This is a genomic window from Escherichia sp. E13S3 (genome assembly GCF_004212325.1).
Classification (GTDB): domain Bacteria; phylum Pseudomonadota; class Gammaproteobacteria; order Enterobacterales; family Enterobacteriaceae; genus Escherichia.
Genome location: NZ_RHJR01000004.1, coordinates 47,211 through 62,591 on the forward strand (window position 1 = coordinate 47,211; position 15,381 = coordinate 62,591).

General features: G+C 54.1%; 11 protein-coding genes. 8 read left to right on the forward strand and 3 right to left on the reverse strand.

Features of this window, described 5'->3' with window-relative positions:
• Nucleotides 1-27 precede the first annotated feature (27 nt).
• The 3 genes from D9597_RS05590 to D9597_RS05600 all read right to left on the reverse strand — a co-directional run bounded on the left by D9597_RS05590 (nt 28) and on the right by D9597_RS05600 (nt 1,719).
• The gene (locus tag D9597_RS05590) at nt 28-789 is read right to left on the reverse strand and encodes a PP2C family serine/threonine-protein phosphatase (RefSeq protein ID WP_130221836.1); all 762 of its coding nucleotides are present in this window, start codon (nt 787-789) and stop codon (nt 28-30) included.
• Nucleotides 786-1,445: a VWA domain-containing protein gene (locus tag D9597_RS05595; protein ID WP_000003153.1), complete on the reverse strand. Its 660-nt coding sequence runs from the start codon at nt 1,443-1,445 to the stop codon at nt 786-788. Before D9597_RS05595 ends, D9597_RS05590 begins: the two co-directional genes overlap by 4 nt.
• 217 nt (nt 1,446-1,662) lie before the next feature.
• Complete coding sequence (locus D9597_RS05600; protein WP_001386899.1) at nt 1,663-1,719, reverse strand: type I toxin-antitoxin system Ibs family toxin; 57 nt, start codon at nt 1,717-1,719, stop codon at nt 1,663-1,665.
• Nucleotides 1,720-1,998: 279 nt separating this feature from the next.
• Between D9597_RS05600 and mdtA the strand changes: the two genes are divergently transcribed.
• From mdtA to yegQ, 8 genes are all read left to right on the forward strand, one after another.
• Nucleotides 1,999-3,246, forward strand: coding sequence for a multidrug efflux RND transporter subunit MdtA (gene mdtA, locus D9597_RS05605; RefSeq protein ID WP_130221837.1), 1,248 nt, complete (start codon nt 1,999-2,001; stop codon nt 3,244-3,246).
• Nucleotides 3,246-6,368 carry a multidrug efflux RND transporter permease subunit MdtB gene (mdtB, locus tag D9597_RS05610; RefSeq protein WP_130221838.1) on the forward strand — a complete coding sequence of 1,041 codons (3,123 nt, stop codon included), beginning with the start codon at nt 3,246-3,248 and terminating at the stop codon, nt 6,366-6,368. Before mdtA ends, mdtB begins: the two co-directional genes overlap by 1 nt.
• Entirely contained in the window at nt 6,369-9,446 is a 3,078-nt protein-coding gene (gene mdtC, locus D9597_RS05615) for a multidrug efflux RND transporter permease subunit MdtC (protein WP_130221839.1), read from the forward strand.
• The gene (locus D9597_RS05620) at nt 9,447-10,862 is read left to right on the forward strand and encodes an MFS transporter (RefSeq protein WP_130221840.1); all 1,416 of its coding nucleotides are present in this window, start codon (nt 9,447-9,449) and stop codon (nt 10,860-10,862) included. It begins immediately after the preceding gene.
• Complete coding sequence (gene baeS, locus D9597_RS05625; protein ID WP_130219356.1) at nt 10,859-12,262, forward strand: two-component system sensor histidine kinase BaeS; 1,404 nt, start codon at nt 10,859-10,861, stop codon at nt 12,260-12,262. The genes D9597_RS05620 and baeS overlap by 4 nt, the downstream gene beginning before the upstream one ends.
• Nucleotides 12,259-12,981, forward strand: a complete 723-nt coding sequence (baeR, locus tag D9597_RS05630; protein WP_130206968.1) for a two-component system response regulator BaeR — start codon at nt 12,259-12,261, stop codon at nt 12,979-12,981. The genes baeS and baeR overlap by 4 nt, the downstream gene beginning before the upstream one ends.
• Nucleotides 12,982-13,224: 243 nt before the next feature.
• Nucleotides 13,225-13,557: a YegP family protein gene (locus D9597_RS05635; RefSeq protein WP_130206970.1), complete on the forward strand. Its 333-nt coding sequence runs from the start codon at nt 13,225-13,227 to the stop codon at nt 13,555-13,557.
• 343 nt (nt 13,558-13,900) lie between these two features.
• Complete coding sequence (gene yegQ, locus D9597_RS05640; protein ID WP_000476028.1) at nt 13,901-15,262, forward strand: tRNA 5-hydroxyuridine modification protein YegQ; 1,362 nt, start codon at nt 13,901-13,903, stop codon at nt 15,260-15,262.
• Nucleotides 15,263-15,381 lie beyond the last annotated feature (119 nt).

A 15,381-nucleotide genomic window follows, 5' to 3' on the forward strand; every position in this document is an offset into this window, starting at 1 on the left:
CTAATGTCTTCAACCGCCATATGAAGTTCACTCTGTCCACAGCGCCAGTGCCAGGGTTTTATCATCATCGGTACGCTCATTTACCGCCGGGCTGGACAAAAACTGCTTTAACAATTCAGGTAATAAATCGAGTTGTTCCCGCGTTGCTGATGCCAGTCCATTGAAAAACGGGGTAAAGAAAGGCACATGCGGAGAATTATCCAGCATATTTAACGCCAGCCGCTGGATACCATCCGTAAATGCTGCAAATTTATGCGTACGCTCAGTGCAGGTGAAAGTTTCCAGTCTGGAAACCGCATCTTCATCGGTAATGAAGTACGTCATATTGGCATATTCACCCACCATCGGCGTGAGAGGCAATTGCAGACCTTGACCAAAATCCACCACCACGCCGCCATCGCCAATCTGCATAATCAAGGTGCCATTAGCCGATGAAATCAATCCCAAAAACGTGCAGGCAAAATCGCGAACCGCTAATTCTTTAGCTTCCGCCTCGGCAAAAAGTCGCTGACGAATGGTCAGTACAATATCCGTGGCGAGAACATCATTGAGTCCAAATTCACCGTTCTGCACTTTTTGCGATATAAAGGCCATCGCTTCATTGACGGCGAGCATCGCGCCTTCGCCACCCTGCGAGACGCTGCCTGCGCCATCAGCGACAAATACCGACAGTAATGGCTGCTGGTCATTTAGCCAGGCAACCTGCATCTGACAGGCATCCTGACAAGGCAAGTCCGCACTAATGTGCGACGTTCCAACAGCGGATGCATAAACCAGACGCCAGGTCACACTGACGTCCAGCCTTTTGGTGCTTCCAGTACAACTTCCGTTCCCGGCGTGGAGCGGGAAACCGAACGTAAGGAACTGGATAACCAGCTAAACAGTTCACGGAATTGTAATCCTTGCAGAGACAAAGGCTGACGGACGCTGATTTGGGCCAGAGTCTTCATATCCGCCCCCTGAACACCGATGGAAAAGAAGGCAAACTTCTTATCTTCTTCCCCCTGAAACACTTTGTTGGCGGCAGCCTGCCACTCATCGGTTGGTGCACCATCAGTGATCAGGAAAATCCACGGACGATAATAGGAAATACCATTGGCGCGGTACTCACGTTTCCGCTCTTCAACCATATCCAGGGCTTTGGTAATGGCTGCGCCCATCGGCGTATCGCCCTGGGCAAACAGGATAGGTGGGAAAAAATTAGCGGCGCTGGTAAAGGGTTGTTCCACATGCACCGGGCCGAACGTCACAATGCCGAGTTCCACTCTTTTTAAAGCCAGCGGATCAGCAAGCAGTTCATCACGAAAGGTAACCAATCCGGCGTTAAGTTCATTAATGGGTCTACCGTTCATCGAACCAGAAACATCCAGCAGCAAAATGCAGGGGCAACGTGGTTCCGGGTTACTGGCAAAATCGCTGGTGGCAAACGTGATTTGTTCGCTCATAAGAGGTCCTTTCTTAGAGAGTTATTGAGGTCCGGTATCATACCGACTGCAATAATGAAATAAGAGCAAACGAAGACATTTTCAGAATTAGGCCCGGCGGCGTAGATAATTTTGCTATTCGCCTCGCAAGAACGTGGGCTTATAGATTGACAACAAGGGTTGAGTGACATAATTTCAGGAGTGAGGGTAGAGCGGGGTTTCCCCCGCCCTGGTAGTCTTAGTAAGCGGGGAAGCTTATGACTAAGAGCACCACGATGATGAGTAGCTTCATCATGACCCTTTCCTTATTTAAGGCCCCTTCCTCGGGAGGGGCTTTCCCGTTTCAGCGTCCCGCTGAAATCTTCGGGTTACCTCCTTATTGCCATGTACGCAGTCTATCGCTAACCTGCGAATAAAATAGTTTCCTGTGTCATTACTGGATGCATGCTCGCAAAGCGCACCGTCATTCAGACGATTCCCGAAACTGTTTCATAATTCCTCCATTTTTCGCCCTTATTGGCTGGCTACACTAGTATCATTCCGCGAAACGTTTCAGGAAGAGAAACTCTTAACGATGAAAGGCAGTTATAAATCCCGTTGGGTAATCGTAATCGTGGTGGTTATCGCCGCCATCGCCGCATTCTGGTTCTGGCAAGGCCGCAATGAATCCCAGAGCGCAGCCCCAGGTGCGACGAAACAAGCGCAACATCCACCTGCGAGTGGTCGCCGTGGTATGCGTTCCGGCCCATTAGCCCCGGTTCAGGCGGCGACCGCCGTAGAACAGGCAGTTCCGCGTTACCTCACCGGGCTTGGTACGATTACCGCTGCTAACACCGTTACGGTGCGCAGTCGCGTAGATGGTCAACTGATGGCGTTACATTTCCAGGAAGGCCAGCAGGTCAAAGCAGGCGATTTGCTGGCAGAAATTGACCCCAGCCAGTTCAAAGTTGCATTAGCACAAGCCCAGGGCCAACTGGCAAAAGATAAAGCCACGCTTGCCAACGCCCGCCGTGACCTGGCGCGTTATCAACAACTGGCAAAAACTAATCTCGTCTCCCGCCAGGAGCTGGATGCTCAACAGGCGCTGGTCAGTGAAACCGAAGGCACCATTAAAGCCGATGAAGCAAGCGTCGCCAGCGCACAGCTGCAACTCGACTGGAGCCGTATTACCGCACCAGTCGATGGCCGCGTTGGTCTCAAGCAGGTTGATGTTGGTAACCAAATCTCCAGTGGCGACACCACCGGGATTGTGGTGATCACCCAGACACATCCTATCGATTTAGTCTTTACCCTGCCGGAAAGCGATATCGCTACCGTTGTGCAGGCACAAAAAGCCGGAAAACCGCTGGTGGTTGAAGCCTGGGATCGCACCAACTCGAAGAAATTAAGTGAAGGCACGCTGTTAAGTCTCGATAACCAAATCGATGCCACTACCGGTACGATTAAAGTGAAAGCACGCTTTAATAATCAGGATGATGCGCTGTTTCCTAATCAGTTTGTTAACGCGCGCATGTTAGTCGACACCGAACAAAACGCCGTGGTGATCCCCACCGCCGCCCTGCAAATGGGCAACGAAGGCCATTTTGTCTGGGTACTGAATAGCGAAAACAAAGTCAGCAAACATCTGGTGACGCCGGGCATTCAGGACAGTCAGAAAGTGGTGATCCGCGCAGGTATTTCTGCAGGCGATCGCGTAGTGACGGATGGCATTGATCGCCTGACCGAAGGGGCGAAAGTGGAAGTCGTGGAAGCCCAGAGCGCCACTACTCCGGAAGAGAAAGCCACCAGCCGCGAATACGCGAAAAAAGGAGCACGCTCCTGATGCAGGTGTTACCCCCGAGCAGCACAGGCGGCCCGTCGCGCCTGTTTATTATGCGTCCTGTCGCCACCACGCTGCTGATGGTGGCGATCTTACTCGCCGGGATTATCGGTTATCGCGCCCTGCCCGTTTCGGCACTGCCGGAAGTGGATTATCCGACTATTCAGGTGGTTACACTCTACCCTGGCGCCAGCCCGGATGTGATGACCTCTGCCGTCACCGCGCCGCTCGAACGCCAGTTCGGGCAGATGTCCGGCCTGAAACAAATGTCATCGCAAAGTTCCGGCGGTGCGTCGGTTATCACTTTGCAGTTCCAGCTAACATTGCCGTTGGATGTCGCCGAGCAGGAAGTGCAGGCCGCGATTAACGCCGCCACTAACCTGTTGCCGAGCGATCTGCCTAACCCGCCGGTTTACAGCAAAGTGAACCCGGCAGATCCGCCGATCATGACGCTCGCCGTCACCTCAACCGCCATGCCGATGACCCAGGTGGAAGATATGGTGGAAACCCGCGTCGCGCAGAAAATCTCGCAGATTTCCGGCGTCGGCCTGGTGACACTTTCCGGCGGTCAGCGTCCGGCTGTTCGCGTCAAACTTAACGCCCAGGCGATTGCCGCACTCGGCCTGACCAGCGAAACCGTGCGAACCGCCATTACCGGCGCTAACGTTAACTCGGCAAAAGGTAGCCTCGACGGCCCTTCCCGTGCGGTCACGCTTTCCGCTAACGACCAGATGCAATCCGCCGAAGAGTATCGCCAGCTAATCATCGCCTACCAGAACGGCGCGCCGATTCGTCTGGGCGATGTCGCAACTGTAGAGCAAGGTGCAGAAAACAGCTGGCTCGGCGCGTGGGCGAACAAAGAACAGGCCATTGTGATGAATGTTCAGCGCCAGCCCGGTGCTAACATTATCTCCACCGCCGACAGCATCCGGCAGATGCTGCCACAGCTCACCGAGAGTCTGCCGAAATCGGTGAAGGTGACGGTACTTTCTGACCGTACCACCAATATCCGCGCATCGGTCAACGATACCCAGTTTGAGCTGATGATGGCTATCGCGCTGGTAGTAATGATTATCTACCTGTTTTTGCGCAATATTCCGGCGACCATCATTCCCGGCGTCGCGGTGCCGCTGTCGTTAATCGGCACCTTCGCGGTCATGGTGTTTCTCGATTTTTCAATCAATAACCTGACGCTGATGGCGTTAACTATCGCCACCGGATTCGTGGTCGATGACGCTATCGTGGTGATCGAAAATATTTCCCGCTATATCGAAAAAGGCGAAAAACCGTTGACGGCGGCGCTCAAGGGCGCGGGTGAAATCGGCTTTACCATTATCTCGCTGACCTTCTCACTGATTGCGGTGTTGATCCCCCTGCTGTTTATGGGCGATATCGTCGGGCGACTGTTCCGCGAATTTGCCATTACTCTGGCAGTCGCGATTTTGATCTCAGCCGTGGTGTCGCTGACCCTGACACCGATGATGTGCGCGCGGATGCTCAGCCAGGAGTCGTTGCGTAAACAGAACCGCTTCTCCCGTGCCTCGGAAAAAATGTTCGACGGGATAATCGCCGCCTATGGTCGTGGACTGGCGAAAGTGCTGAATCATCCGTGGCTGACCTTAAGCGTGGCGCTCAGCACGCTGCTGCTTAGCGTGCTGCTGTGGGTGTTCATTCCGAAAGGCTTCTTCCCGGTACAGGACAACGGCATTATTCAGGGCACTTTGCAGGCGCCGCAATCCAGCTCCTTTGCCAATATGGCCCAGCGGCAACGCCAGGTCGCGGATGTGATTTTGCAGGATCCGGCGGTGCAAAGCCTGACCTCGTTTGTTGGCGTTGATGGCACTAACCCGTCGCTGAACAGTGCGCGTTTACAGATCAACCTCAAACCGTTGGATGAACGTGATGATCGGGTGCAAAAAGTCATCGCCCGTCTGCAAACGGCGGTGGATAAAGTACCGGGCGTCGATCTCTTCCTGCAACCAACGCAGGACCTGACCATCGATACTCAGGTCAGCCGCACCCAGTACCAGTTTACCTTGCAGGCCACGTCACTGGATGCGCTCAGTACCTGGGTGCCACAGTTGATGGAAAAACTCCAGCAGCTGCCACAGCTTTCCGATGTCTCCAGCGACTGGCAGGACAAAGGGCTGGTGGCGTATGTCAATGTTGATCGCGACAGCGCCAGCCGTCTGGGGATCAGCATGGCGGATGTCGATAACGCCCTGTACAACGCGTTTGGTCAGCGACTGATTTCCACTATTTATACTCAGGCTAACCAGTATCGCGTAGTGCTGGAGCACAACACCGAAAATACTCCAGGGCTTGCGGCGCTGGATACCATTCGCCTGACCAGCAGCGACGGCGGCGTGGTGCCGCTAAGCTCAATTGCTAAAATTGAGCAGCGTTTTGCGCCGCTATCCATCAACCATCTGGATCAGTTCCCGGTAACGACCATCTCCTTTAACGTGCCGGATAACTATTCGCTGGGCGATGCGGTGCAGGCGATTATGGACACCGAAAAGACGCTGAATCTACCGGTGGATATCACCACGCAGTTCCAGGGCAGCACCCTCGCCTTCCAGTCGGCGCTGGGCAGCACTGTCTGGCTGATTGTCGCGGCGGTGGTGGCGATGTATATCGTGCTCGGCATTCTGTACGAGAGCTTTATTCACCCGATCACCATTCTCTCGACGCTACCCACCGCAGGGGTCGGCGCGCTGCTGGCATTAATGATTGCCGGTAGCGAACTGGATGTGATTGCGATTATCGGCATTATTTTGCTGATCGGTATTGTGAAGAAGAACGCCATCATGATGATCGACTTCGCGCTGGCTGCTGAGCGCGAGCAAGGCATGTCGCCGCGCGATGCTATTTACCAGGCTTGTCTGCTGCGTTTTCGTCCAATCCTGATGACCACTCTGGCGGCTCTGCTTGGCGCGCTGCCGCTGATGTTGAGTACCGGGGTCGGCGCGGAACTGCGTCGTCCGTTAGGTATCGGCATGGTCGGCGGTCTGGTTGTCAGCCAGGTGCTGACACTGTTTACCACGCCGGTGATTTATCTGCTGTTCGACCGCCTGGCATTGTGGACCAAAAGCCGCTTTGCTCGTCATGAAGAGGAGGCGTAAGTGAAGTTTTTTGCCCTCTTCATTTACCGCCCGGTGGCGACGATTTTACTGTCGGTTGCCATTACCCTGTGCGGCATACTGGGTTTCCGTATGCTGCCGGTCGCCCCGCTGCCGCAGGTCGATTTTCCGGTGATTATGGTCAGCGCCTCGCTGCCCGGTGCGTCACCAGAAACAATGGCGTCTTCCGTTGCCACACCGCTGGAGCGCTCACTTGGGCGCATTGCCGGGGTTAGTGAAATGACCTCCAGCAGTTCGCTCGGCAGCACGCGCATTATTTTGCAGTTTGATTTTGACCGGGATATCAACGGCGCGGCGCGCGATGTGCAAGCGGCGATCAACGCCGCGCAAAGTTTGCTGCCCAGCGGGATGCCAAGCCGTCCGACCTATCGCAAAGCGAACCCGTCGGATGCGCCAATTATGATCCTGACGCTGACATCCGATACTTATTCGCAGGGTGAACTGTACGATTTCGCCTCGACGCAGCTGGCTCCGACGATTGCGCAAATCGACGGTGTCGGTGATGTCGATGTCGGCGGCAGCTCACTGCCCGCCGTGCGCGTGGGGCTGAATCCGCAGGCGCTGTTTAATCAGGGAGTCTCGCTGGACGATGTTCGCACCGCCATCAGCAATGCCAACGTGCGTAAACCGCAGGGGGCGCTGGAAGATGATACCCATCGCTGGCAGATCCAGACTAACGATGAACTGAAAACCGCCGCCGAATATCAGCCGTTGATTATTCATTACAACAACGGCGGCGCGGTTCGTCTGGGCGATGTGGCGACGGTGACCGACTCAGTGCAGGATGTGCGCAACGCCGGGATGACCAACGCCAAACCGGCTATTTTGCTGATGATCCGCAAGCTGCCGGAAGCCAATATTATCCAGACGGTTGACAGCATCCGGGCAAAATTACCGGAGTTGCAGGAGACCATTCCGGCGGCAATTGATCTGCAAATTGCCCAGGATCGCTCCCCCTCCATTCGCGCCTCGCTGGAAGAAGTCGAGCAAACGCTGATTATCTCGGTGGCGCTGGTGATTCTGGTGGTCTTTTTATTCCTGCGCTCGGGTCGCGCCACTATTATTCCCGCCGTTGCCGTGCCGGTTTCGCTGATTGGTACGTTTGCGGCGATGTACCTGTGCGGATTCAGTCTCAATAACCTGTCGTTAATGGCGCTCACCATTGCTACTGGGTTCGTGGTGGATGACGCCATCGTGGTGCTGGAAAACATTGCCCGTCATCTGGAAGCGGGGATGAAACCGCTACAGGCCGCGCTACAAGGTACTCGCGAAGTCGGTTTTACGGTGCTGTCGATGAGTCTGTCACTGGTGGCGGTGTTCCTGCCGCTGCTGTTGATGGGCGGATTGCCGGGTCGCCTGTTACGCGAGTTTGCCGTGACGCTTTCTGTCGCCATTGGTATTTCGTTGCTGGTTTCTCTGACGCTAACGCCGATGATGTGCGGCTGGATGCTAAAAGCCAGCAAGCCGCGCGAGCAAAAGCGACTGCGTGGTTTTGGTCGCATGTTCGTTGCCCTGCAACAAGGCTACGGCAAGTCGCTGAAATGGGTGCTCAATCATACCCGTCTGGTGGGCGTGGTGCTGCTTGGTACTATCGCGCTCAATATCTGGCTGTATATCTCGATCCCGAAAACCTTCTTCCCTGAGCAGGACACCGGCGTGTTGATGGGCGGGATACAGGCGGATCAGAGTATTTCGTTTCAGGCGATGCGCGGTAAGTTGCAGGATTTCATGAAAATTATCCGTGACGATCCGGCAGTGGATAATGTCACCGGATTTACCGGCGGTTCGCGAGTGAACAGCGGGATGATGTTTATCACCCTCAAGCCACGCGATGAACGCAGCGAAACGGCGCAGCAAATTATCGACCGTTTGCGCGTGAAGCTGGCGAAAGAGCCAGGAGCGAATCTGTTCCTGATGGCGGTACAGGATATTCGCGTTGGCGGACGTCAGTCGAACGCCAGTTACCAGTACACGTTGTTATCCGACGACCTGGCGGCACTGCGCGAATGGGAGCCGAAAATCCGCAAAAAACTGGCGACGTTGCCTGAACTGGCGGACGTGAACTCCGATCAGCAGGACAACGGCGCGGAGATGAATCTGGTTTACGACCGCGACACCATGGCGCGGCTGGGAATCGACGTGCAGGCTGCCAACAGTCTGTTAAATAACGCCTTCGGTCAGCGGCAAATCTCGACCATTTACCAGCCGATGAACCAATACAAAGTGGTGATGGAAGTGGATCCGCGCTATACCCAGGACATCAGCGCGCTGGAAAAAATGTTCGTTATCAATAACGAAGGCAAAGCGATCCCGCTGTCGTATTTCGCTAAATGGCAACCGGCGAACGCTCCGCTGTCGGTGAATCATCAGGGATTATCGGCAGCTTCGACCATCTCGTTCAACCTGCCGACCGGAAAATCGCTCTCGGACGCCAGTGCGGCGATCGATCGCGCAATGACCCAGCTTGGTGTGCCTTCGACCGTGCGCGGCAGTTTTGCCGGAACAGCGCAGGTGTTCCAGGAGACGATGAACTCACAGGTGATCCTGATTATCGCCGCCATCGCCACGGTGTATATCGTGCTGGGAATGTTGTACGAGAGCTACGTGCACCCGCTGACGATTCTCTCCACCCTGCCCTCGGCGGGCGTTGGAGCGCTGCTGGCGCTGGAGCTGTTCAATGCCCCGTTCAGCCTAATCGCCCTGATAGGGATCATGCTATTAATCGGCATCGTGAAGAAAAACGCCATTATGATGGTCGATTTTGCGCTTGAAGCCCAACGGCACGGTAACCTGACGCCGCAGGAAGCTATTTTCCAGGCCTGTCTGCTGCGTTTTCGCCCGATTATGATGACTACCCTGGCGGCGCTGTTTGGCGCGCTGCCGCTGGTATTGTCGGGCGGTGACGGCTCGGAACTGCGGCAACCCCTGGGGATCACCATTGTCGGCGGTCTGGTAATGAGCCAGCTTCTGACGCTGTATACCACGCCGGTGGTGTATCTCTTTTTCGACCGTCTGCGGCTGCGTTTTTCGCGTAAACCTAAACAAACGGTAACCGAGTAAATGACAGATCTTCCCGACAGCACCCGCTGGCAATTGTGGATTGTGGCTTTCGGCTTCTTTATGCAGTCGCTGGACACCACCATCGTAAACACCGCCCTTCCCTCAATGGCGCAAAGCCTCGGGGAAAGTCCGCTACATATGCACATGGTCATTGTCTCTTATGTGCTGACCGTGGCGGTGATGTTGCCTGCCAGCGGCTGGCTGGCGGACAAAGTCGGCGTGCGCAATATTTTCTTTACCGCCATCGTGCTGTTTACTCTCGGTTCACTGTTTTGCGCGCTTTCCGGCACGCTGAACGAACTGTTGCTGGCACGCGCGTTACAGGGCGTTGGCGGTGCGATGATGGTGCCGGTCGGCAGATTGACGGTGATGAAAATCGTACCGCGCGAGCAATATATGGCGGCGATGACCTTTGTCACTCTGCCCGGTCAGGTCGGCCCACTATTGGGTCCGGCGCTCGGCGGCCTGCTGGTGGAGTACGCGTCGTGGCACTGGATCTTTTTGATCAACATTCCAGTGGGAATTATCGGTGCGATCGCCACACTGATGTTAATGCCGAACTACACCATGCAGACGCGGCGCTTCGATCTCTCCGGCTTTCTGTTGCTGGCGGTTGGCATGGCGGTATTAACGCTGGCGCTGGACGGCAGTAAAGGTACAGGACTGTCGCCGCTAACCATCGCCGTGCTGGTAGCGGTTGGCGTGGCGGCACTGGTGCTTTATCTGCTGCACGCCAGAAATAACCATCGCGCTCTTTTCAGTCTGAAACTGTTCCGCACTCGTACCTTTTCGCTGGGCCTGGCGGGGAGCTTTGCCGGACGTATCGGTAGCGGCATGTTGCCCTTTATGACGCCGGTTTTCCTGCAAATTGGCCTCGGTTTCTCGCCTTTTCATGCCGGACTGATGATGATCCCGATGGTGCTTGGCAGCATGGGAATGAAGCGAATTGTGGTACAGGTGGTGAATCGCTTTGGTTATCGTCGGGTACTGGTAGCGACCACACTGGGTCTGTCGCTGGTCACCCTGTTGTTTATGACTACCGCTCTGCTGGGCTGGTACTACGTTTTACCGTTCGTCCTGTTTTTACAAGGAATGGTCAACTCGACGCGTTTCTCCTCCATGAACACCCTGACGCTGAAAGATCTCCCGGACAATCTGGCGAGCAGCGGCAACAGTCTGCTGTCGATGATTATGCAATTGTCGATGAGTATCGGGGTCACCATCGCTGGGCTGTTGCTGGGGCTTTTTGGTTCACAGTATGTCAGCGTCGACAGCGGCACCACACAAACTGTCTTTATGTACACCTGGCTTAGTATGGCGTTTCTTATCGCCCTTCCGGTGTTCATCTTTGCCAGAGTGCCGAACGATACGCATCAAAATGTAGCTATTTCGCGGCGCAAAAGGAGCACTGAATGAAGTTCTGGCGGCCCGGTATTACCGGCAAACTTTTTCTGGCAATCTTCGCCACCTGCATCGTCTTGCTGATCACAATGCACTGGGCGGTACGTATTAGTTTTGAGCGTGGTTTTATTGATTACATCAAGCATGGTAATGAGCAACGGCTGCAAATGCTTGGCGACGCGCTTGGCGAGCAATACGCCCAGCACGGTAACTGGCGCTTTCTGCGTAATAACGATCGCTTCGTATTTCAGATCCTGCGTTCGCTTGAACACGATAGCAACGACGATAAGCCCGGCCCCGGTATGCCACCACACGGCTGGCGTACCCAGTTCTGGGTGGTCGATCAAAATAACAAAGTGCTGGTTGGCCCACGCGCCCCCATTCCACCGGACGGCACACGGCGGCCCATTCTGGTCAATGGTGTGGAAGTCGGCGCGGTGATCGCTTCCCCCGTTGAGCGCCTGACGCGCAATACCGATATCAATTTTGACAAGCAACAGCGGCAAACCAGCTGGCTGATTGTGGCGTTATCTACTTTATTAGCGGCGCTGGCGACATTTCCACTAGCACGCGGTTTGCTGGCACCGGTAAAACGGTTAGTTGACGGCACGCACAAACTGGCGGCGGGCGATTTCACCACTCGCGTGACGCCCACCAGCGAAGATGAACTGGGGAAACTGGCACAAGACTTCAACCAGCTCGCCAGCACGCTGGAGAAAAACCAGCAAATGCGCCGCGATTTTATGGCCGATATTTCTCACGAACTGCGTACGCCATTAGCGGTGCTGCGCGGTGAACTGGAAGCTATTCAGGATGGCGTGCGTAAATTCACGCCGGAGACGGTGGCGTCTTTACAGGCGGAGGTCGGCACACTGACCAAACTGGTTGACGATCTCCATCAGTTGTCGATGTCTGATGAAGGCGCTCTCGCCTATCAAAAAGCACCGGTAGATTTGATCCCACTGCTGGAAGTGGCGGGCGGCGCATTTCGCGAACGATTCGCCAGCCGTGGCCTGAAACTGCAATTTTCCCTGCCAGACAGCATTACCGTATTTGGCGATCGCGACCGTTTAATGCAGTTATTCAATAACTTACTTGAAAACAGCCTGCGCTACACCGACAGCGGCGGCAGCCTGAAAATCTCTGCCGAGCAGCACGACAAAACGGTGCGCCTGACCTTTGCCGACAGCGCGCCGGGCGTCAGTGATGATCAGCTGCAAAAACTGTTTGAGCGTTTTTATCGCACAGAAGGTTCCCGCAACCGTGCCAGCGGCGGTTCCGGGCTGGGGCTGGCGATTTGCGTTAACATCGTTGAAGCGCATAATGGCCGCATTCTTGCCGCCCATTCGCCTTTTGGCGGGCTAAGCATTACAGTAGAGTTACCGCTGGAACGAGATTTACAGGGAGAAGCATGACCGAGTTACCCATCGACGAAAACACGCCACGCATTTTAATCGTGGAAGATGAACCCAAGCTGGGGCAGTTGCTCATTGATTATCTGCGTGCCGCGAGCTACGCGCCAATACTTATCAGCCACGGCGATCAGGTACTGCCGTACGTGCGCCAGACGCCGCCGGATCTGATCCTGTTGGATCTGATGTTGCCAGGCACCGATGGTCTGACGCTGTGCCGGGAAATTCGTCGTTTTTCCGATGTCCCAATTGTGATGGTGACGGCGAAAATCGAAGAGATCGATCGCCTGCTGGGGCTGGAAATTGGTGCTGATGACTATATCTGCAAGCCGTACAGCCCGCGTGAAGTAGTGGCGCGCGTCAAAACCATTTTGCGCCGCTGCAAACCGCAGCGCGAGTTGCAGCAACAGGATGCCGAAAATCCGTTGATTATCGACGAAGGTCGTTTTCAGGCTTCATGGCGTGGCAAAATGCTTGACCTGACGCCTGCGGAATTTCGTCTGCTGAAAACGCTCTCCCATGAACCGGGTAAAGTATTCTCCCGCGAGCAATTGCTCAATCATCTTTACGACGACTACCGCGTGGTAACCGACCGAACTATCGACAGCCACATTAAAAACCTGCGTCGCAAGCTGGAATCTCTCGACGCCGAGCAGTCATTTATCCGTGCCGTTTACGGTGTCGGTTACCGTTGGGAAGCTGACGCCTGCCGTATTGTTTAGCCTGTTCCTTTTAATGGCAGTCTCAAACTACAACGCGAACCGTTCCGTCGCCCACTGAGTATTATTACCCTCTCTGAAAAAGAGAGGGATAAAGCCGTGCTCGTATTCAGATTTCAGCATATTTATCAGTAATCTCCCCCATGCATTAGAGGGTATTCCCCTGATTGGCAACCACCTGAATATCACCCATACTTAAATCGTTACATACTGTTTTCGATACGCAATTTCAAGCAAGGAGTCAATATGGCTGGTTGGTTTGAACTTAATAAGAGCAGTGATAATCAGTTCCGTTTTGTGTTAAAAGCGGGAAACGGAGAAATCATTCTCACAAGCGAATTGTATGCCTCAAAAGCCTCTGCGGAAAAGGGCATCGCCTCGGTACAAAGCAACAGTCCGCAGGATGAACGCTATGAGAAAAAGACGGCGAGCAACGGCAAGTTTTATTTCAATCTGAAAGCTGCCAATCATCAGATAATTGGCTCCAGCCAGATGTATGCTACCGCTCAATCACGCGAAGTCGGAATTGCCTCTGTAAAAACCAATGGCGTAAGCCAGACGGTGAAAGATAAGACTTAATCATTGTGCCGGGCGCGGATGACGCGCCTGGCTTTATTTCTAATAAACACTGGCTTATTGATGCTAAGGATCAATCCTCGCCATTAAAATAATGGGAGGATAAGTTTCATATTAGATGAAAGAATTTTTATTCTTCTTTTTGAACGCCACGTTATTTATTTCCTGCAAGTGCCGAAGAAATTATCGTTATTCGCATCCTTACCAAAACCAGAAGACGACCAGACATTTGCACTGGAGCCAACCCCACCGATTGCGCTACAATGCCCGCCCTTAAAGTGGGGACACTCCCCTAACCGCTTCATCAGGTGAAGCGGATCTGACCTGTCATCAGAACGAGAGAATTATGTTTAAACCGGAACTCCTTTCCCCGGCGGGAACGCTGAAAAATATGCGTTACGCTTTCGCTTATGGCGCAGATGCTGTTTATGCGGGCCAGCCGCGTTACTCCCTGCGTGTGCGCAACAACGAATTCAACCACGAAAATCTTCAGCTCGGCATCAATGAAGCCCATGCGCTGGGGAAAAAGTTTTATGTCGTGGTCAACATTGCGCCGCACAACGCTAAGCTGAAAACCTTTATCCGTGACCTGAAACCGGTAGTGGAAATGGGGCCGGATGCGCTGATTATGTCCGATCCTGGGCTGATTATGCTGGTGCGTGAGCACTTCCCTGAAATGCCGATCCACCTTTCCGTGCAGGCTAACGCCGTAAACTGGGCGACGGTAAAATTCTGGCAGCAAATGGGCCTGACCCGCGTGATCCTCTCCCGTGAACTATCACTGGAAGAGATTGAAGAGATCCGCAATCAGGTGCCAGATATGGAGCTCGAAATCTTCGTTCACGGCGCACTGTGCATGGCCTACTCCGGTCGCTGCCTGCTCTCTGGCTATATCAACAAACGCGACCCGAACCAGGGCACCTGCACCAACGCCTGCCGCTGGGAGTACAACGTCCAGGAAGGTAAAGAAGATGACGTCGGCAACATCGTACACAAATACGAGCCGATTCCGGTGCAAAACGTTGAACCGACGCTGGGTATCGGCGCGCCAACCGACAAAGTGTTTATGATCGAAGAGGCCCAGCGTCCGGGTGAGTATATGACCGCGTTTGAAGACGAACACGGCACTTACATCATGAACTCGAAAGATCTGCGCGCTATCGCACACGTTGAACGCCTGACCAAAATGGGCGTGCATTCGCTGAAAATCGAAGGCCGCACCAAATCTTTCTACTATTGTGCACGCACCGCGCAGGTTTATCGTAAAGCTATCGATGATGCCGCTGCGGGCAAACCGTTCGACACCAGCCTGCTGGAGACGCTGGAAGGTCTGGCGCATCGCGGCTATACCGAAGGTTTCCTGCGTCGCCATACGCATGATGATTATCAGAACTACGAATACGGTTATTCCGTTTCTGACCGCCAGCAGTTTGTTGGTGAGTTTACCGGTGAGCGTAAAGGCGACCTCGCGGCGGTAGCGGTTAAAAACAAATTCTCCGTTGGCGACAGCCTTGAGCTGATGACTCCACAGGGCAATATCAACTTTACCCTTGAGCATATGGAAAATGCCAAAGGCGAAGCGATGCCGGTTGCGCCGGGCGATGGTTATACTGTGTGGATCCCGGTCCCGCAGGATCTCGAACTGAACTACGCGCTGCTGATGCGTAATTTCTCTGGGGAAACCACGCGTAACCCGCACGGCAAGTGATTAATTTCAAGTATTTTTCCCAGATAGAAAATTCTTAGAAACCGATCACATACAGCTGCATTTATTAAGGTTATCATCCGTTTCGCTGAAAAACATAACCCATAAAATGCTAGCTGTAC